The organism is Pseudidiomarina tainanensis, assembly GCF_004214835.1.
Lineage (GTDB): Bacteria > Pseudomonadota > Gammaproteobacteria > Enterobacterales > Alteromonadaceae > Pseudidiomarina > Pseudidiomarina tainanensis.
This window is the reverse complement of record NZ_PIQJ01000001.1, coordinates 1,110,312-1,130,682: the sequence shown is the minus strand read 5'-3', so window position 1 is coordinate 1,130,682 and position 20,371 is coordinate 1,110,312. Positions and strand designations below refer to the sequence as shown.

General features: G+C 46.5%; 19 protein-coding genes. 1 reads left to right on the top strand and 18 read right to left on the bottom strand.

What is annotated here, in order from left to right; genetic code table 11:
- Position 1: 1 nt before the first annotated feature.
- Genes plsX through rluC form a run of 6 tightly spaced genes read right to left on the bottom strand, consistent with a single transcriptional unit; the run spans position 2 to position 4,056 of the window.
- Entirely contained in the window at positions 2–1,030 is a 1,029-nt protein-coding gene (gene plsX / locus CWI82_RS05575; RefSeq protein WP_092855108.1) for a phosphate acyltransferase PlsX, read from the bottom strand.
- Between the two features lie 20 nt (positions 1,031–1,050).
- Positions 1,051–1,221: a 50S ribosomal protein L32 gene (gene rpmF, locus CWI82_RS05570; protein ID WP_026862145.1), complete on the bottom strand. Its 171-nt coding sequence runs from the start codon at positions 1,219–1,221 to the stop codon at positions 1,051–1,053.
- A gap of 18 nt (positions 1,222–1,239) precedes the next feature.
- Entirely contained in the window at positions 1,240–1,764 is a 525-nt protein-coding gene (gene yceD, locus CWI82_RS05565) for a 23S rRNA accumulation protein YceD (RefSeq protein WP_092855110.1), read from the bottom strand.
- Between the two features lie 44 nt (positions 1,765–1,808).
- Complete coding sequence (locus CWI82_RS05560) at positions 1,809–2,417, bottom strand: Maf family protein (protein WP_092855112.1); 609 nt, start codon at positions 2,415–2,417, stop codon at positions 1,809–1,811.
- A gap of 35 nt (positions 2,418–2,452) precedes the next feature.
- Entirely contained in the window at positions 2,453–3,094 is a 642-nt protein-coding gene (locus CWI82_RS05555; RefSeq protein WP_092855115.1) for an HAD-IIIA family hydrolase, read from the bottom strand.
- Positions 3,091–4,056, bottom strand: a complete 966-nt coding sequence (gene rluC / locus CWI82_RS05550; protein ID WP_130202890.1) for a 23S rRNA pseudouridine(955/2504/2580) synthase RluC — start codon at positions 4,054–4,056, stop codon at positions 3,091–3,093. The genes CWI82_RS05555 and rluC overlap by 4 nt, the downstream gene beginning before the upstream one ends.
- A gap of 552 nt (positions 4,057–4,608) precedes the next feature.
- Here rluC and rne point away from each other — a divergent pair.
- Positions 4,609–7,584 (top strand): ribonuclease E, encoded by a 2,976-nt coding sequence (gene rne / locus CWI82_RS05545; protein WP_130202889.1) that lies wholly within the window; start codon positions 4,609–4,611, stop codon positions 7,582–7,584.
- A 90-nt stretch (positions 7,585–7,674) separates the two neighbouring features.
- Here rne and CWI82_RS05540 read toward each other — a convergent pair whose 3' ends face one another.
- The 12 genes from CWI82_RS05540 to pspA all read right to left on the bottom strand — a co-directional run bounded on the left by CWI82_RS05540 (position 7,675) and on the right by pspA (position 20,213).
- Positions 7,675–10,146 carry a S9 family peptidase gene (locus tag CWI82_RS05540; RefSeq protein WP_130202888.1) on the bottom strand — a complete coding sequence of 824 codons (2,472 nt, stop codon included), beginning with the start codon at positions 10,144–10,146 and terminating at the stop codon, positions 7,675–7,677.
- Positions 10,147–10,277: 131 nt separating this feature from the next.
- Entirely contained in the window at positions 10,278–10,919 is a 642-nt protein-coding gene (gene maiA, locus CWI82_RS05535; protein WP_092855126.1) for a maleylacetoacetate isomerase, read from the bottom strand.
- 14 nt (positions 10,920–10,933) lie between these two features.
- Complete coding sequence (locus CWI82_RS05530; RefSeq protein ID WP_092855128.1) at positions 10,934–11,959, bottom strand: fumarylacetoacetate hydrolase family protein; 1,026 nt, start codon at positions 11,957–11,959, stop codon at positions 10,934–10,936.
- Between the two features lie 6 nt (positions 11,960–11,965).
- On the bottom strand, positions 11,966–13,111 hold the full coding sequence (locus CWI82_RS05525) for a homogentisate 1,2-dioxygenase (RefSeq protein ID WP_130202887.1): 1,146 nt from the start codon (positions 13,109–13,111) through the stop codon (positions 11,966–11,968).
- Positions 13,104–14,168 carry a 4-hydroxyphenylpyruvate dioxygenase gene (gene hppD / locus CWI82_RS05520; protein ID WP_092855132.1) on the bottom strand — a complete coding sequence of 355 codons (1,065 nt, stop codon included), beginning with the start codon at positions 14,166–14,168 and terminating at the stop codon, positions 13,104–13,106. The genes CWI82_RS05525 and hppD overlap by 8 nt, the downstream gene beginning before the upstream one ends.
- Positions 14,169–14,529: 361 nt before the next feature.
- Positions 14,530–16,080: a transcriptional regulator TyrR gene (gene tyrR, locus CWI82_RS05515; RefSeq protein ID WP_092855134.1), complete on the bottom strand. Its 1,551-nt coding sequence runs from the start codon at positions 16,078–16,080 to the stop codon at positions 14,530–14,532.
- 140 nt (positions 16,081–16,220) lie between these two features.
- Positions 16,221–16,565 (bottom strand): 4a-hydroxytetrahydrobiopterin dehydratase, encoded by a 345-nt coding sequence (locus CWI82_RS05510; RefSeq protein ID WP_092855136.1) that lies wholly within the window; start codon positions 16,563–16,565, stop codon positions 16,221–16,223.
- A gap of 36 nt (positions 16,566–16,601) precedes the next feature.
- The gene (gene phhA / locus CWI82_RS05505; RefSeq protein ID WP_130202886.1) at positions 16,602–17,405 is read right to left on the bottom strand and encodes a phenylalanine 4-monooxygenase; all 804 of its coding nucleotides are present in this window, start codon (positions 17,403–17,405) and stop codon (positions 16,602–16,604) included.
- The gene (locus tag CWI82_RS05500; protein WP_130202885.1) at positions 17,398–18,639 is read right to left on the bottom strand and encodes a trans-sulfuration enzyme family protein; all 1,242 of its coding nucleotides are present in this window, start codon (positions 18,637–18,639) and stop codon (positions 17,398–17,400) included. Before CWI82_RS05500 ends, phhA begins: the two co-directional genes overlap by 8 nt.
- Positions 18,640–18,835: 196 nt before the next feature.
- Positions 18,836–19,231 carry an envelope stress response membrane protein PspC gene (pspC, locus tag CWI82_RS05495; RefSeq protein WP_092855142.1) on the bottom strand — a complete coding sequence of 132 codons (396 nt, stop codon included), beginning with the start codon at positions 19,229–19,231 and terminating at the stop codon, positions 18,836–18,838.
- Positions 19,228–19,464 carry an envelope stress response membrane protein PspB gene (gene pspB / locus CWI82_RS05490; RefSeq protein WP_092855145.1) on the bottom strand — a complete coding sequence of 79 codons (237 nt, stop codon included), beginning with the start codon at positions 19,462–19,464 and terminating at the stop codon, positions 19,228–19,230. Before pspB ends, pspC begins: the two co-directional genes overlap by 4 nt.
- 71 nt (positions 19,465–19,535) lie before the next feature.
- Positions 19,536–20,213: a phage shock protein PspA gene (pspA, locus tag CWI82_RS05485; protein ID WP_092855147.1), complete on the bottom strand. Its 678-nt coding sequence runs from the start codon at positions 20,211–20,213 to the stop codon at positions 19,536–19,538.
- Between the last annotated feature and the right edge of the window lie 158 nt (positions 20,214–20,371).

Here is a 20,371-nt window from a genome sequence, read left to right as displayed (position 1 = left end):
TTTATTCCTGCTCTAACAGAACTTGTTCTACTCGGTCACGAATTCGTGTAGGTAGATCGCGTTGAGTTTCTTCCACAGCTTGCTCAATTGCACTAAAAAACGCTCGTGCATTGGCATCGCCATGGCTTTTTATAACTACTCCACGCAATCCTATCAAACTCGCGCCGTTGTAGTGGTCGGGCTTCAGCCAATCCCACGAGCGTTGTAAACGTTGATAGAAAAGTTTCACAAACCATCGGGTCATCCAATGGGCATGAATATTTGCTTTGATATTATTCAGTAACAGGTCGGCTAACCCTTCACAACTTTTGAGCGCGATATTGCCAACAAAACCATCGCAAACAATAACGTCGGCTTTGCCAGCGAATAAATCATCGCCTTCAATAAAGCCAATATAATTGATTTGTTTCGACTGCTGGAGCAAGGCGGCAGTTGCTTTGACGGCATCGTTGCCTTTAATTTCTTCTTCGCCCATGTTCAGCAAAGCCACTCGTGGTTTCGCAATCCCCAATACTTCTTGCGCCGCAACAGAGCCCATCACGCCGAATTGAAATAAGGTATCCGAATCACATACTGGGTTTGCGCCAAGATCGAGAACAAATGCCGAACCGCCCTGTTGTTGCGGAATAGCCGACATGAGTGCCGGACGTAATACACCGGGTAACGTTTTGAGGGTGAAATACGCTTTGGTCATGAGCGCCCCGGTATTTCCCGCACTGACACAAGCTGCAGCTTCTTCTGCCGCAACAAGCTCAAGCGCAACACGCATCGATGAATCTGGTTTCGCGCGCAACGAATAGCCCGGTTTATCCGTCATTGTGACGGTTTGACTCGCGTGTTTTAAGGTAATACGGGAATGCTTAGCTAACTTAGCTTGGCTAAGTAGAGGAAGAAGTTCTTCTTCGTCGCCAACGAGCATGAACTGCACGTCAGGAAATGCATCTAACGCCCTTTGCAGGGCGTCTATAACAATTGAGGGGCCATGATCGCCCCCCATTGCGTCAAGTGCCAGAGTTGTCAGTGTGGCCATTGCCTCACTTCCAGTGCTGGTTACTTGTTAATTACTTTACGGCCTTTATAGAAACCATCAGCTGTTACATGGTGACGACGGTGCGTTTCACCAGAGGTAGAATCAACCGACAGTGTAGGGCCGCTCAGTGCATCGTGAGAACGACGCATGTCGCGCTTAGAACGACTTTTCCGATTCTGTTGTACAGCCATTTACGCTATCTCCTAAGTTTATTTACGCTTTAATTCTTGCAATACCGCAAAAGGATTATCCTTTGTTTCCGGTGTATCATCAATGACACCCCATTGCATTGCATTACTATCTACCCGACATTCGCGCTCGTCGTGTTTAACCACCACTGGCATCGCCAATATCAGCTCATCTTCTACTAGTGCATGCAGATTAACTTCGCCAAGTTCATCCAGCTCAATCGGTTCGTATTCCTCTGGCATATCGGTGGCCGTTTGTCTTCGCGTTAACGGAGCATAAATAAATGTGCTCTGTAACGGAACTGTCATCGGGTCGCCACAGCGCTCGCAACTTGCCTGCACAGTAACCTGTGCTTCGCCACGAATGCGTTTAATGCCCTGCTCATCTGTATCAAAGCTAAGTGATACATCAATATCAGGACATGCTTCCACTAACAGCTCTTGCAAACGAACAAGCGACTTCCCCGGAACTAATCCGATATAAGTCAATTGCTTGCCGGCACTTTTAACCGGATCTACCGTAATCGGTACTCGAACCTTCTGCATAGGGCGCGAATGTTAAAGGATTAAGAGACTGAACACAAGTGGTTTTATTGGCTTTGCTCGCTGTTTTCGTCCAGTAGCGGATTAATTCCCCAGTTCCGTAACATTGCTAGCAACCGAATTAACGGTAACCCCACTAACGTGTTTGGATCATCGCCATGTAACCTTGAAAATAAACTAATACCGAGGGCTTCACTTTTAAAACTCCCCGCGCAGTTAAGCGGTTGCTCACGTTGCACGTAGGCTTCAATTTCTGCGTCAGTGATATCACGAAACGTGACATAAAACGGTTCCACCGCAGCTTGCAACTTATCTTCAGCACTATTGTACACGGCTAAACCAGTCAAAAATGTTACCGTTTTACCACGCATCGCTTGCAGTTGCTGTTGTGCCTTTTCAGTGGAGCCAGGTTTACCCAAAATAACGTCATCAACTACCGCAACTTGATCAGAGCCAACTAAAACGTGCGCTGGATATTCTTTTGCTAGTGCTTTGGCCTTGGCAACAGCCAAGCGTTCTACTAACTGCTCAGGCGATTCATTCGGCTCTGGTGTTTCATCCACAAGTGGCGCTGCAACGGTAAAATTTTGCACCACTTTTTTCAGCAATTCGCGACGAAACGGTGATGTCGAGGCTAATACTATCGATACGCTCATAGGTTTCTCTTTGATTCCTAGTTACCGTGTTTGGGTTACACGTAATGATTCAATTCGCTGAGCTGGTCAATAATCGCTACCGGTTGATGCCCAGTCAAACGAGCCGCATCATGGGCGCCGAAACTTACACCAATACGCGCCATCTTGGCATTTTCGGCCATCCGCATATCATGTACCGAGTCGCCTACCATCACGGCCTGTTCAGCTTTAAAGCCGGTTTCGGCAAGAATGTCCAATAGCATCTTTGGATTTGGTTTAGATGCGGTTTCATCCGCACAGCGCGAGGTGTGGAATAAATGACGAATGTCGGCTTCTTCCCAAACTCGTTCTAAACCATGACGTGCCTTACCGGTTGCCACTGCCAGCGTATAACCACGTTCACGTAGTGATTCCAACAAACTGCGAGCACCATTAAACAATGGTGAAGGCGTGATATCATCATGCACGTATTGCTGACGGTATACTGTCATAAATTGCTCGAACTGCGCAGCCGATAAGCGACCAAACAAGGTCTCGATTGCCGGCTCTAAACTGATACCGATAATCTCACGAACCGCGGTCACCGAAGGTTGCGGCAACTGTAAAATAGCCGCAGTGCGTTGCATTGACGATACAATACGCCCCACTGAATCCATCAAGGTGCCATCCCAATCAAAAATAACCAGTGGATACTTCATATAAACTGCCGTCCACCTAACTTTTTCAAAGTATTTCGCAAGGCTTCATCAAGCGGTGCATTCACCGTAATATCTTTACCAGTTTGCGGATGTTTAAATGTGAGTTTGTGTGCGTGTAAAAACAAACGATTCAAGCCAACTTGTTGCATCGCCAGATCAAACTCGCTGTCACCGTACTTCGGATCACCGGCAATCGGATGTCCTGCATGCAACGCATGCACCCGTATCTGGTGAGTTCTACCAGTAATTGGTGCGGCTTCAACTAGTGTGCATTGAGTAAACTGTTCGACAATTCGGAATCGTGTTTCCGACGGTTTACCTTCAGCATCCACGCGTACCACCCGCTCACCCGACTTCAGCGTATTTTTCAGTAACGGTGCGGCAATCAATTTTACATGCTTTTGCCAATGCCCACGCACGAGTGCAAGGTACTGCTTGTCCATTGTTTTACTGCGTAATTGTTCGTGCAAACTACGCAGCGCTGAACGTCGCTTAGCAATCAAAATACAACCGCTGGTTTCACGGTCCAGGCGATGGACTAGTTCCATTTGTTTCGCATCAGGTCGCAGTGCACGTAAACTTTCAATTAATCCAAATTGTAGCCCCGAGCCGCCATGTACAGCCAAGCCAGCAGGCTTGTTCATTACCATCAACACCTCGTCTTCGTACAAAATTTGGTGCTGTAAGGCCTGCACTTGATCAAGGTTCGCGGATGGTAACGGATTCGACTCAGCCACCCGCACCGGCGGAATACGAATAACATCGCCAACCTGAAGTTTATATTCAGGTTTGACACGTTTTTTATTTACCCGCACTTCGCCTTTGCGCAGAATGCGGTACACCAACGACTTGGGTACGCCTTTTAGCTGCGCAAGTAAATAATTGTCGATGCGTTGGTCTTGATAGCCAGATTCGACCGTCTGAAAACGCACACCTTGTGAAATAGTTGTTTGTTCGCTCATAGGCCGCGGATTTTAGCATGAGCTCTTGACAATGTTCATCTTGTATTTACACCGATTTTCGTGGGATAATCAGGCACCGGAAAAATCCGCACCGGTTAAACAGAGAGCGGTACATCATAAGCAGCTTGAAAAAGCTGGCGTTGGTGCAAGAACAGAAAAAAATTTAACGCGTGGTTTGAGCGGAAAGCATCGCTGCCAATTCATCCACCTCAGCTTACGAAAGTTCGTTCATGTAAAACGGCATCGAGAAGTTGATGGCACGGAATATCGTTGGCTCATCTTCACCGAATAGTGTTTTGAAGATTGATTGAGTGCACCGCCTGTTATAAATCAAACCAAATTGAAGAACCAATGCTGCAACGCAGTATGGCCTTTACAAGCGCATTTCGGCTTGGTAACAAATTGCAAGTCTCACGTTTATACCATGTAGTCGTAAAACGGGGGATGTTAGGTGTTAGTTAGTAACCCTAATAGAAAACAATTCAATCTCGAAATAGCGATGGCGAACGCCTGTCGTACTGTGTTGTAGCCCGACATAACGAGCTACATACAATGAAAAGAATGTTAATTAATGCAACGCAGCAAGAAGAATTGCGCGTTGCGCTGGTCGATGGCCAGCGTCTTTATGATCTGGATATTGAAAGCCCAGGCCATGAACAAAAGAAAGCGAATATCTACAAGGGTAAAATTACCCGCATCGAACCAAGCTTAGAAGCAGCATTTGTTGACTATGGCGCAGAACGCCATGGCTTCCTTCCCCTCAAAGAAATTGCAAAAACCTACTTCCCTGATGGCTACTCCTTTTCAGGTCGTCCGAATATCAAAGATGTTATTTCTGAAGGCCAAGAAGTCATTGTTCAAATCGATAAAGAAGAACGCGGTCAAAAAGGCGCTGCGTTAACCACGTTTATCTCACTAGCAGGCAGTTATTTGGTATTAATGCCGAACAACCCACGTGCGGGTGGCATTTCGCGTCGAATTGAAGGCGAAGAGCGTAGTGAATTAAAAGCGACATTAGATGCACTTAATTTGCCAAGCAGCATGGGGCTGATCGTCCGTACCGCTGGTGTTGGCAAATCGCAAGAAGAATTAGAATGGGATCTCAACGTACTGTTGCACCATTGGGATGCAATCGAAAAGGCAGCAAACTCGCGTCAAGCACCGTTTTTAATCCATCAAGAAAGTAACGTTGTATTCCGCGCAATTCGTGATTACCTGCGTCGTGATATCGGTGAAGTGCTGATTGATAACCAGAAAGTTTTTGATCAAGTACGAGATCACGTGACCTTGATTCGTCCTGACTTTGTCAATCGCGTTAAAATCTACCAAGGTGATGTGCCGCTATTCAATCACTACCAAATTGAAAGCCAAATTGAATCAGCATTTCAACGCGAAGTACGTTTACCGTCGGGTGGCTCGATTGTTATTGACCCGACCGAAGCACTAACCTCAATCGATATCAACTCGGCGCGGGCAACCAAAGGCGGTGATATTGAAGAAACTGCGTTTCAAACAAACTTAGAAGCAGCCGAAGAAATCGCGCGCCAGTTACGATTACGCGACGTTGGCGGCTTAGTGGTTATCGATTTTATTGATATGACCCCTACCCGTCATCAACGCGAAGTTGAGAACCGCTTGCGTGATAGCCTGAAACAAGACCGCGCTCGCATCCAAGTGGCTCGTATTTCACGTTTTGGTTTGTTAGAAATGTCACGCCAACGTTTGCGTCCTTCACTCGGTGAAGCCTCGAATCATGTGTGCCCACGTTGTAGCGGTCATGGCACCATTCGCTCTGCTGAGTCGCTTGCGCTGTCTATTTTACGCCTTATCGAAGAAGAAGCGTTGAAAGACAATACTATTCAGGTTCAAGCACAGGTTCCGGTAACCGTAGCTACCTATTTACTGAATGAGAAGCGCCAATCGATTTTTGATATCGAGAAGCGTCATAATGTTTCTGTACTCGTCATTCCAAATCCGCATCTCGAAACACCACATTTTGATGTGAAACGTCTGCGTAACGACGAAGTCGATGAAGCAAATAGCTTCACGTTGATTGAGAAGCCAGAAGATACCAGTACTGAAATTGTCCTGAATAAAGACAAGCCAAGTTTTGAAGAGCCAGCGCTAAAAGGTCTACAAGCACCGGCTACACCAGCGCCTACACCAGCAGCTAAACCTGTTGCGAAGGCCGATGCCGGCCTAGGTTTGTTTGCTCGTTTAGGCAAGTGGCTAGCAGGCTTATTTAGTAGCGACGATGACAGCAAAGATTCTGACAAGAATAAGAAATCGAATCAGCAACGTCGTAATAATAACCAACGCCGTAACAATCGTGGTAATAATCGCCGCCGTGGTAACAACCGTGGTCGCGGCCGCGAGCAAGATAAAGACAGCAATGCTCCGGAAGCGACGAAAGCGACTGATAACAAACCGGCGAATAAAGACGATCAGAAAGAGCAACGCAATGAGCGCGGCGGTCGTCGTCGCGGTGGCCGTAATCGCAATAAGCAAAACGCTGAGCAAGATAATAATGTGGCAGCGAAAGCCGCGGACGCGAAAAGTGCTGATACACCAACAGAAGAACGTAAAGCAACACCAAAACCGCGTCGCCAACGTCGCAAATTGGATCAATCAGTACGCTTAACTGGTGAAAACGCAAACGAGCAAGCGGTTGCGCAAGAGCCTGTAGTAGAGCAACAGAAAGTACAGCAACAGAAAGCACAGCAACAGGAATCGGCTGCGACGGAAACAGATGTATCAGCAACAACGCCAAAAGATGCAACTGGTACTGAAGTTGAAAGCAAAGCAACTGCTGAGGCTACCAACGAGAATGTCACAGAAGAAGTAACAAACAACGTTGAATCAAACACTGATGAGAGCAACACAACTAGCCGTGGTCGTAACCGTAGCCGTCGTTCACCGCGCCATCAAAGGGCCGCAGGTCAACGTCGCAAAGCTGAGCAAGATAATGCAGAAGCAACCGACGTTGTCACCGAAGAAGCTGTAACCGAAACCAAACAGGCTGAACAAGCAGAACCTGTTGACGTTGTTTCAGCTGAACCTGAAGTGTCTGCACCAGCTGCAGTAGCTGAGGCTGAAGAGACCATGCCGGCAGTTGCGACCGAGTCCACCGACAACGTACCGGAGGCCGAGGTTAAAGCGAATGAAGAGCAAACTGAAGTTACCACCAAAGCAGAAGTGACTGAGAAAGCAGAGGTAGATACCGAAGTTAAAGTTGAAACTGAAGCGAATGAAGCACCAGAAATAGTAGCTTCTGCGCCGGCACCAAGCGCTAGTAAAGAACCGACCAAAGTAGCTAAGCCGAAAGCCGCTAAAGCTACACAAGCAGTACGCGGGCATGTGACTTCGGCACCAATGGCAAAAGCTAGTGCGGTGCAACGCACCGATAGCTTTACACCATTAGCGGTTGCTGCGGCTGATGTTCGCCTGCCGTTTAATAAAGATGCGCGCGCGGCAAGCTTTGCTGAAGCACGTTCAACAACCTATGCGGAAATGACGAAAACTCAATAATTGGCTTTTCATCGTCGTCCAATAAAAAATCCCAGCTTGTGCTGGGATTTTTTTATTTCGCCGGCTGTTTGTTTCGCGGAGAACCTGCAATTACTTCAAGTTCTCTTCAAACAACTTAAAGATACGGCGATATTCATCTAACCAACTTGATGGCTGGCGGAAACCATGCGGTTCCACAGGGAAAATAGCTGTTTCAAAGTCTTCTTTTTCATGTTCAATTAAACGTTGCACAAGGCGCACGCTATCTTGGAAGAATACGTTGTCATCAACCATAGGTGAATTAATCAACAAAGCATCTTCTAAGCCTTCTGTGAAGTAAATTGGCGAGCTACGACGGTAGGCAATAGGATCATCATCTGGCAAGTTCAGAATATTCGACGTATATCCTGTATTGTAATGCGCCCAATCACTTACCGGACGTAATGCTGAGCCAGCTTTGAATAGCCCAGGTTCTTTAAATAGCGCCATAAATGTTAGGAAACCACCATAAGAGCCACCGTAAGTACCCATGCGATTTGTATCTACATTGGTGTTCTCACCTGCCCACTTCACCACATCAACTAAATCTTCCACTTCGGGCGTGCCCATTTGACGATAAATTGCTGTACGCCAATCTCGACCATAACCTTTAGAGCCGCGATAATCTAAATCGAGTACCACGTAACCTTGCTGAGTCAGAAACGTGTGGAACATAAACTCACGCTGATACCCTGACCAACCCGCATGCGCGTTTTGTAAGTAACCGGCACCATGAATAAACACCACCGCTGGATACTTTTCAGCACGATTTGGATCATAGTCTTGTGGGTAATAGACCCGCGTATAAATCGGATCAGCCACGTGACTTGATGGTACTGGGACAATTTCAGGCGCAACCCAGTCGAAACTCATGAATTGCTCAGTTGCCGTATGGGTAAGACGCGTTGCCGTATCGCTACCGATTACTTGAACATATAGCTCTTCTGGCTGTAATGCGGTTGAATGCTTAACCAATAGACGGTCTTCTTGTGGGCTTAATTCATAATTATTAATACCACCTAATTTCGTCAATTGCTCAAGTGCCGCATTGTCGGTACGCACGCGGTAAATTTCATAATTACCCGGGTGTGGTTTATTCGCACTAAAGTAAATGAATTCGCCATTGCTACTAATCGTCGGGTCTTCAACAACAAATTTACCCTGAGTGAGCTGCTTAGTTTTGCCATTTAACGGCTTTACATACAAATGCGAATAGCCATCGGCTTCTGATTGGAACCATAAAGTTGAGCTATTCGGCAAGAAGCCGAACTCATTATGGGTGTAATTAATCCAAGCATTATCGTGCAAACGGTCTTGGCTCACTAAACGTTTACCAGCAAAATCAACTGAAGCAATCCAGCGGTCTTTGTTATCCCAAGCTTCCAACATCAATGCGACTTGTTTACCATCATCGGTCCAGCGAATCGCACCGGCTTGCCAGCCCCAATCTTGCATTAAGGTGATCGGACGTGGCTTCTTCTCTGATTTGTAGGTTTTACCTTCAGCCGCATAGTTTTCACGGTGAACCTCAGCTAAAACATCTTCGTTCCAGCCTGGCAATGTGTTGTAAGTTAGGGTTGTTTGCTCACCAGATTCCAAGTCCAACACGAGGATTTCATGTTCCACTGGCTTTGCGTCAGCGACCCGTGAACGCACAGGCTCGGCGGCAACACGACCATCTTCTGTGACATAATTTGGCATGATGTCGCCGTCTTCACGCCACTTTTGTGGTGCGCTGATTGCAACAATCAACTTATCGCCCGCAGTTGACAAACTTGTTGCGACAATTTGCTTACCCTCGCCTAAATAGAATGGTTCTGGCGCCAACGAAGCATTATTGGCTTGTAGTTGTTGCTGTTGCGCAAAGCGGTCCGCTTTGTTTTTGCGTTCAACTTGAACAAACTCAATTAGTTGCTGTTGTTCTCGCGCAACAAAATCTTTCGGCTCGCTGTTTGCGGTTGGAGCTTTGCGCAAAGCAAGCGCAGCAATTTGTTTGGTCAGCCCCGTACGTGGGTTAACGCTAAAGAAGTCATTGCCTTGACGGTAAGCTAGTTCACCGCTGGTTAAGAATACCAGTTGTGATTGGCGTGCTTCATCGCGTGTCAGCTGTCGTGTTTCATTATTGCTTAAATCACGAACAAAAATGTTACCTTCGAAGGTGTAGGCCAACATCGACTTATCGGCATTATAAACACCGTCGTTATAGGCATAGTTGTGTAGCTTTTCTAACGGTACCTGATGCGCTTCTTTGTCGAGTGGTTGATGAAACCAATCACTGATTTGTGAGCCTTCGCGTTTTTGTTGATACAGCACGCCACTTCCATCGAGCATCCAATAAGCATTAGTTGGCGAGCGCGCCACCCAGTCTTGATCGGACATAATTTGCTTTAACGTCAGCTCTTGGCCCGCAATGGCCTGGCTATTCTCGGCGGTTGCTAGCACCGCTGGCGGCGTTGTCTGAGGAGCTGCGGAAGGTGCCTCTGTCATGGCGCAAGAAGCGCTCATCAAGGCTGCGGCAATCGCGATTGCAACTTTCGTTTTCATTGTTATGATCCTTGTTAATCAAGCCTTTCTAAGGTCTTTTATTTCGCTAAATGTGCCCTATTAAAGCAAAATGCCCAGCAACTTACGAGCTGGGCATTCATTTTGTGCGATGAAATTCAAGGTAATTGCGGTTAGCTTTCAGCATCCGGTTGTTGGCTCGGATGTGCATTGGCAACCCACGGCAACTCAATTAATCGCTGATAAACTTCACGCAACAACGGATAATTCTCTAAAGCGATGCCGAACCGCTCTGCACTGTACACTTGCGGAACCAAGCATACATCAGCCATAGAGAACTCATCGCCGACGCAAAACTTGCCGGAAACTTCCTCTAAATTACGCTCAAAAGCGGTAAAGCTCTGACTAAACCAATGTTGCAACCATGCTTGCTTTGCTTCGTCATCGGCACCCAATTCGCGTACCAAATATTGTTGCACCCGCAAGTTGATCAACGGTTGTAGTTCGCTAGCAATATCCAACGATAACGCGCGAATCGCACCACGTTTCTGTGCATTCCCGGGCAATAGCGAAGGCTCTGGATATTTCTCATCCAGATACTCCATAATAGCCAGAGACTGATGCAAAATAACGCTTCCATCAACTAAGGTCGGCACTAAACCATTCGGGTTTAACTGACGATACGATTGCTTATGTTGCTCGCCACCCTCTTTGATTAGGTGTACCGGAATGTAGTTATAGTCTAACTGCTTATAGTTGAGCGCAATTCGCGCCCGGTAACTGGCGCTTGAACGCCAGTAGCCGTAGAGCTCCATAATCAACTCCGCAATTATTCGTCAGACGGCGAATACTGCACCACTTTTTGGTCAATGCTGCCAAAAATACTGTGGCCTTGCGCATCTGTCATTTCAATCTTAATAGTGTCACCAAATTGCATAAACCCAGTGCTCGGCTGACCGTCACGAATGGTTTCGATCATTCGTACTTCAGCGATACAACTGTAGCCCACACCACCTTCAGCAATCGCACTACCATGCTCAGTGCCTTGCTTATTAGAAACAGTACCAGAGCCAATAATAGCGCCAGCACCTAAATGGCGTGTCTTCGCCGCGTGTGCGACTAGCTGAGCGAAATCAAAGGTCATATCTTCGCCAGCATTCGGTTTACCAAAAGGCTTGTTGTTATAGTAGCTCAACAATGGCAAATGCACCTTGTTGTCGCGCCATTTTTCACCCAACTCATCCGGCGTGACGGCAACCGGTGAGAACGCCGATGATGGTTTTGACTGGAAGAAGCCAAAGCCTTTGCCTAACTCATTTGGAATCAAACCACGCAATGACACATCATTGACCAACATCAATAAGCGGATATACTGGCCTGCTTCTGCGGCTTCAACACCCATTGGTACATCGTCGGTAATAACGGCAATTTCGCCTTCAAAGTCGATACCCCACGACGTATCGGCCATTTCGATGTCATCTTTTGGACCCAGAAAATCATCCGAGCCGCCTTGGTACATCAGCGGATCAGTCCAAAAACTCGGCGGCATTTCTGCATTACGGGCTTTGCGAACCAATTCCACGTGATTGACATAAGCACTGCCGTCAGCCCATTGATAAGCGCGTGGTAGCGGTGATTCACACAAGCTTTCGTCAAATTTTTCAGCGTCGCTCAACTCACCATTATTCAGTGCTTGGTACGCTTTTTCTAACTGCGGCGCAACGGCGTCCCAATCATCTAATACTTCTTGTAACGTTGTAGCGATGGCTGGCACCGCTACCGCTTTCGCTAAATCGCGACTAACCAACATTAACTGGCCATCACGTGTTCCATTTCGATACGTTGCAAACTTCATAAATCGTTATGCCTTATTGTCGTCTTTAGCTTTCCAGCTATTTACGTAATCAGGGTTTTCTACACCGGTACAAACATCACCCATTTCTAGTGCATGGCGCGTATCGAGCATCACCGCCACTTCGTCAGTAAACTTTTTACGATACTCTAAACCTGCTTGAAATGCCTTCGGGTGCGGCCCGTGTGTAAACCCAGCTGGATGGAAGGTTACCATACCTTTGTCAATGTTATCACGGCTGAAGAAATCGCCCTCATGATAGAACAGCACTTCATCGTAATCATCGTTGTTGTGGTAGAACGGTACTTTCAAAGCGCCTGGATCGGATTCAATTGGGCGCGGCACGAATGTACATACAACAAAACCATCAGCCACAAACGTGGTATGCGCTGACGGCGGTAAATGGTAACGGTGGCTCATCAACGGACGAATATCTCGCCAATTAATCCGTACCGGTGCTAAATCACCATGCCAACCAATGGCATCCAGCGGATTAAATGGATAGGTAATCGTTGAGATTTTGCCATGGCGTTTGACCTGTACCTGCCAGCTATCTTCGCTATATTGTGCTTTAAAGGCGTCGTCGATGTCTGGTGTATCAAGGCAAGCTGGGTCAAAGATAGCGTGATTACCAACGAGCCCTTTCTCTGGCAATTGATAAGCACTATTCGTAGCCTCAATCATCACAATTTGCATCGGTTCTATTGGCTCGAGACGCCATGAGGTTGAGCGTGGAATCGCGAAATAGTCGCCTTTCTCAAGCGTAATGTGACCATAGTCACAGAATAGCTCACCACGTCCTTCATGAACAAAGAGCAATTCATCACCGTCAGCATTACGCACCAAAAAGTTCATGCGCTCCTGGCAATGCCAAATACGGAATTTACACTGAGCATTATGCAGCAACATCGGTACTTGCCATGGTGATTCCGTGGCAACATTATCTAGTTTATTGAAGTCGAAGTTACGTGGACGTAACTCGCCTTCCCAATCACTCCAACCGGTTGGAGCATGGCGATGATGGAAGTGCGTTGCGGGCCCAAAGAAACCACTACGCCCTACTTCGCGTTCAAAGATCGCTTGCTCCGGAAAATCAGCGTGGGCCTGCTTAGAGGCCACACCGACTTGTTTCGGAAAGCTAATCCATTTACGCATCGCTTAATACTCCACGACGGATTTGATCTTCTTCAATCGATTCAAACAAGGCTTTGAAGTTACCTTCACCGAAGCCTTCATTACCTTTACGTTGAATGATTTCGAAGAATACTGGGCCAATAACGGTTTGCGTGAAAATCTGTAGCAAAATACCGTCTTTCATTGGCGCGCCATCAATGAGGATCTGCAGTTCGCGCAATTTATCAACGTCTTCTTCATGACCTTCGACGCGTTCATCAACTTTCGCATAATAGGTATCAGGCGTCGGCATGAAGTCCATCCCGATAGCACGTAAGTCACGGACCGTTTTGTAAATATCGTCAGAAGTTAATGCAATGTGCTGAATGCCTTCGCCGTTGTATTCACGCAAGTATTCTTCGATTTGCGATTTGTCATCATGAGACTCGTTGATTGGAATACGAATCTTGCCACAAGGCGCAGTCATTGCGCGGCTTAACAAGCCAGTTAACTTACCTTCAATGTCAAAGTAACGAATTTCGCGGAAGTTACCGATGCGCTCATAGAAGCCAGCCCAAGTGTCCATGTTGCCACGGAATACGTTGTGCGTTAAATGGTCGACTTCATACAAACCGGCGGCGTGATCTTTCATTTTCGCTTCCCAGTTTTCATAGAAGTCGAAGTCATTGGTATAAATATCTTTATCCACGAAGTACAGCACGCTCTCACCAATGCCATAGACACCTGGGAATTGCTCTTCGCCTGAGCCAGTATGACGCTGGAACGGCTTGGCACCATTTGCTACCGCATGCTCAAATGCATGTTTAGCGTCCTTTACGCGCCACGCCATACCACAGACACTCGGGCCGTGTGCTTTAGCAAATTCTTCGGCTTGACCGCCCGTTTCCGCATTCACAATAAAGTTAATGTCATTTTGCTTAAACAACCAAACTTCTTTGCTCTTGTGCTTTGCAACTTCAGTAAAACCAAGCTTGGTGAACAAATCTTTTAATGCCGCAATACCGGCTGCATCTGGCGCTGAGTATTCAACAAACTCGAAGCCGTCGGTTTGTAATGGGTTGTAATTAATATCAGTCATAATGTCCTCGTTGTTCGCATTTCGTGCGTTCTGTTCTAAATAAAGTGACGCACATCAAAGAATGTATCGATACTACTATGCGCACTGTTGCTCTTCAGCGCCAGCTGCAACCCACAATCAATGGGGAGGTCAGAAAAACAGCAAGGTGTAAACTAATTGATACAGTTGAAGAAAGGCTGGCACGTGGAGTCTGTGCTGTCATGATTTCATTACAGAAGCTAGAAACACTGTAAAGAAAACAATACAAAGGCAAGTGCGCTATTAGCTCTTAGATATTAGATATTCGTAAAAACCCGAAACCAAAAGGATTGAATCCTCATCGACGCCCTCTAATATCCAACAGCTAATATCGTTTTTGATTTCAGCGTTTGCGGGTTTTGCCGATGCCGTAGTCACGCAACTTATTTGCTACCGCCGTATGCGATAATCCCAACTTCTTAGCCAGTTGCCGCGTGCTCGGATAACTTGGATAAAGCCGACGCAGAATCGTCGCTTCGAATTTTTTCACCGCCTCGTCTAGGCTTCCTTCTTCCAGATCAATAGCGACATTCTCTTGTAAGCTATCAGCGCCTGGTAAATGAATATCGCTAACATCGAGGGTATCTCCCTCAGTCATTGAAATGGAACGAAACAACACATTTTCGAGTTGGCGAACGTTGCCCGGCCATTGATAGCGCTGTAAGGCCTCACGCGCAGTCCGAGTGAGCATCACTAAACTGCGTCCTAATCTCTGGCAAGCTTGCACGGTGAAATGCTCGGTTAACAAATTAATATCCGATTTGCGCTCGCGTAAAGGTGGAACTTGCAACGTTAAAACGTTCAGGCGGTAAAATAAATCTTCGCGAAACGTTCCAGCTTCCACACGCTCAATCAAATCATCTTGCGCAGAGCAAATAATACGCACATCGACAGTCACTTCTTGCTCTTCGCCAATACGTCGAAAACGACCGTCCTGAATAAAACGTAGTAATTTCGCTTGCAGACCATTGGACATCTCACCAACAGCATCGAGTAATACAGTACCGCCATTGGCCTGTTCAAAGATGCCTTTCTTAGCTTCCGTATACGGCCCTAAACTACCTTTGCCGTGGCCAAACAATTCGCTTTCGGCCACATTGTCCGGTAACGCAGCGCAGTTAATGGCTAAGAAAGGCTTGTCAGCTCGCTGACTGGCTTGATGGCAGGCACGCGCTAATAACTCTTTACCCACGCCTGTTTCGCCCTGAATCAGCAAGGGTACGTTGAGCTCAGCCATACGTGCAGCTTCTTTCACTAACCGCTTCATACTGGCATGTTCACCGAGTACTTGCGTAAACACATCATGATTTCCGCCGCGTTGCCATTGCTCGACTAACGGCTGTGGTTTACAGGTAATCACGGCACCAGCAAAGCTATTTTTGCCCGAGTCATCGGCAACCCAAATGGGTAACAAATCAGCAAAGTATTTCGAACCACCTGCACTTATTTGCTGTACGGTTGGGTCTGTGGGTTGCTTCTCAAGCCATCGTTGAACGGCAAAACCAGTAAGCCACTGACCTATCGAAGTGCCCACTAATTCGGTTCGGTTATCGCTAAGAACTTGCTGTGCAGCATCGTTGGCGATATCGATCATACCGCGGCTATCAACTGAGAGAATTGGATCAGGTAGCTTGCTCAGCAATAGTTTAAATTCAAAGTGCTCGCGTTCAGACGGCATTATTGCGATCGTTTTTACGTCTTTCACATTCGGGATGCGACGGATCTCCGGCATCAGGTGTTGGAAATCCTTAAACTCTAACTCAGGGAAGTTAAGAAAGATCTTTCCTTTCGGATCGACTTCTATACCACGTAGGTCAATTTCGTGGTCGCGCAGAATCTGTAGCACGTCTTGAGCAATGCCCAGACGATCATCGCAGGTTATTTCCAAACGCATAAATAGCCGCTTTATTAGTCTATGTGTAAAGCAAAGTATACACAAAAAAGCCCTTGGGATAACCATCCTCAAGGGCTTTTTTTAGTCGTCCGAGCAGTTCTGACCGACTCGTTTTTTGTTGCGCATCAGGTATGCATCAATCAAGCGTCGTTCAATACAGCGTCCGTACGTGCTGCCATAATAAAATCATTCTTATGTAGACCATTGATTGCATGCGTCCACCAAGTAACGGTTACCTTGCCCCATTCAGTCACCAGAGTCGGATGATGAAATTCAGCTTCGGCAATTTCGCCGACTTTATTAGTAAACGCCAGCGCCAACTTGAAGTTCTTAAACTTGAACTCACGCTCTAATTGCATCACACCGTCACGAACAACCGGCGTCCATTCAGGAATTTCACGAATTAATTCAGCCAATTCAGCATCACTTACTTTCGGTGCATCGGCATTGCAGGCTTCACAAGTTTGTTGTTTTAATTCTGACATTCTGTCCTCGATTTAACTTTATTTATCAAACAATAATTAAGCAGCGTCAGTTTTCGGTTTTGGCGGAAACTTCGGTTCAAATAAACCAAGTTCCATTGCCTCACGAACTAGCGCCATAATATCTAAATCGGCGATTTCAAATAACCGGTCGGTACTTTCAATGGTGTAGTAAATCGGTTGCATAATATCGATACGATAAGGTGTTCTTAGCGCATCCAAAGGCACCAGCGGTTTACGTTCTGGTTTATCGCTGTATATTGCGTATTCCGTCTCGCCTGGTGAAGATAAAATTCCGCCACCATAGATACGCAAACCATCTTCGGTTTGTAACAACCCGAACTCAACTGTGAACCAATATAATCTGGCCAGATATACGCGCTCTTTTGGCGTCGCGTTTAATCCCAATTTACCGTATTGATGGGTAAAATGAGCGAACGCTGGATTCGTTAACAACGGGCAGTGACCGAAAATCTCATGAAAAATATCCGGTTCTTGCAAGTAATCAAATTCTTCGCGCGTACGAATAAATGTCGCAACTGGAAATTGCTTATTCGCCAATAGACGAAAGAATTCGTCAAACGGAATTAGCGCAGGCACTTGAGCAACTTGCCAACCCGTCGTTGCTTGCAACACTTCATTAATTTCATGAAGTTGTGGAATACGATCATGCGGCAGATTGAGTAAATCGAGACCATGCATATATTCGTCACAGGCTTTACCCGGAATATGCTTAAGTTGGCGTTCTACAAGGTCATGCCAAACCGCGTTTTCTTCATCACTCCACGCGATAATACCGTTATCGTCCGGTTGTCGTGAAACATAGTTGCTTTGTTTACCCATAGCGTACTTGTTCCCCTGTTGTTGTCATTTGGCTGTTACTGCAGGCAGCAAATGCCTGTTCCAAATCAGCAATAATATCTTCTACCGCCTCAAGCCCAACTGAAATTCGTATCAGTGTATCCGTAATACCCGCAGCGGCTCGAGCTTCCGGTGTATACGGAGAGTGTGTCATTGACGCCGGATGCTGAATTAACGTTTCAGCGTCGCCTAAACTCACCGCTATCGTGATCAATTGCAAACTATCTAACAATTGACGCGCGGTATTGATATCACCATGCAGCTCAAATGCGATGACCGCGCCAGCCCCGTGCATTTGCGTACCCATCAATGCTTGCGCTGGATGATCAGCAAAACCCGGAAAATAGATTGTTTTAACCAAGTCTTTTGCACGCAAATACTCAGCTACTTTGACTGCATTCGCGCAATGACGTTCCATACGAACATCTAGGGTTTTTAGACCACGCAAGATCAGCCACGCGTCGTGCGGGCTCATGGTCGCGCCCATATCTTTTAGCGTAGTGAGTTTAATCAGCTCAATATCATCTTCGCTACCACAGACAATACCGGCCACCACATCACCGTGTCCGTTGAGATATTTGGTTGCGCTATGCAAAACCAAATCAGCGCCCTGTTGGCGTGGCTGCTGCAATAATGGTGTCATAAACGTATTATCGACCACTAGGCGCGCGTTCACTTCATGTGCAACATCAGCAATGGCTTGAATATCAATCACCTTCAAATGCGGATTTACTGGCGATTCAAGAAATACCAACTTGGTATTTGAGCGTATCGCAGCCCGCGTTTTCGCGAGATCTGCCATATCAACAAAGTCGACTGTGATGCCAAACTTGGTGAACAAATGCGAGAACAACGCAAAACTGCAGCCGTAAATCGCATCAGATACCAGCACATGATCACCTTGCTCAACGAATGCCAGCATGGTTGCTGATACCGCCCCCATTCCGGTGGCGGCCGCAGCTGCAGCTGGAAAGCCCTCCAACGCAGCAACGCGCTCTTCAAGCTCGGTGACGGTCGGGTTCCCTAACCGGCTGTAGATATAACCGGCTTCTTCACCCGCAAAACGAGCTGAACCTTGCGCCGTATTTTCAAACGAAAACGTCGCTGTTTGATAAAGTGGTGCAACCAAAGCGCCATGTTCATCACGGCGCTTACCGCCGTGAATCGTCACCGTCGCTGGCTGCCATTGCGATTTATCTTTGTTGTTAGTGCGCATTGGCAGAATATCTCCTTGTAGTTGCGCATCAGATTGCATTTCTGCTGAAGTGAACGCAACAGCTAACTTTGATGTTGATCATGTTTTGCTGTAACGGAAATTTGCCACTGACATAAAAAACCCCGTTGCCGGCAAATCCGAACAACGGGGTACTCACGGTGTATTTGTGCGCTGTGTCGTAACTTATTCGGTACGATTACAATCGATCGAGTTCACGATCAATTTTATAGGCGTTTGAGGTAATGTAGCGTTCAATGCGCTGCAATGATTGCTCGAGTTCACTGAACTCTTGGTTTATCTCTCGAAACGCGCGTTGCGGTGGTTCACCAGCCTGCCAGACCTTCGTTTTAACGCCAAGATGATGCGACGGCTGGGCGGCTGGATTCGGCTTTTTTTCGTCAAGAATAAACCACATGGCAATATAAATGACGGCAACAAAGCTCGAACTAAAAATAAGTGCTGTTACCGCGATAATGCGAACCAACCACACCTCAATATTAAAATATTCAGCGATACCTGCGCATACCCCGGCAATTTTGCCTTTGGCTTTATCGCGCATTAATGTTCTGCGTTGACAGTTATCCTGGTTCATACGCGGTCTCTCCACTTTGGTGACTCCGCATCTAGAATTGACTCTAGCGTTTTTATCCGATCACGCATGCGCTCAGCTTGATGAGCAAGCTCCTGTAGCTGCAGCAATTCATCTTGGCTTAAGCCTTGACCAATTTTACGCTGGCTACGGTAATGCATGATGATCCAAATCGGCGCCACAAAAATCATAAATAAAATAATCGGTGCGCCAATCAGTGGGGCTATAATATCCATATGCTTCTCGTCTCTCGTCGTTCAAAAGGTTCGGGTGTCAGGTTCGACACCCGCTCACTTAGTGCCACTCATTACGCGTTCTTATCAGTTTTATCTTTTTTAACGCGAGCTTTTAATGCTTCTAGCTCATCGGTAATCTTGTCGTCAGTTTCTAACTGCGCAAACTCATCGCGCAATGTCTTCTTGCCAAGATCGTAAGCTTCAACTTGCGACTCTAAGTCATCAATTTTTGATTCAAATCGCTCAAAGCGCAACATCGCGTCATCGATTTTTCCGCTATCAATGCGTTTTTTAACTTCCAAACGGCTGCTAACAGCGCGTTGACGCATGATAATGGTTTTCTGGCGCGCTTTCGCGTCGGCCAATTTTTCTTGCAACTGCCCTACTTCTTCACTTAAACGATTCAAGTGCTCATCGATACGAGTGATATCAGCTTGCAAGCTTTCCGCATCTGCGGTTGCTTTTTGCTTCTCAACCAACGCTAAGCGCGCTAGGTCTTCACGTTCTTTACTTAAGGCGAGTTCAGCTTTCGCTTCCCATTCCGCAACTTCTTTTTCAAAGCGTGCGAGTTGGCGTTCAGTGTCTTTCTTCTCAGCAATAAGACGCGCTGATGTTGAACGAACTTCAACCAATGTGTCTTCCATTTCTTGGATAATCAAACGAACCATTTTTTCTGGATCTTCTGCCTTATCCAATAAAGCATTCAGGTTTGAATTTACGATATCTGTAAAACGTGTAAAGATACCCATGTTTGTGTCCTCATAAAGCGTCAATAGAAATTTAGTTATTGTTCGCTGGAATATTATGCAGATACCGTGCCAACTTTTTAAAAATGCTCTAACCTATTTAAATATATTGATTTTTCCGTTTTGAGCAAAAAATAATTTGACGCAACCTGCTTATGAAA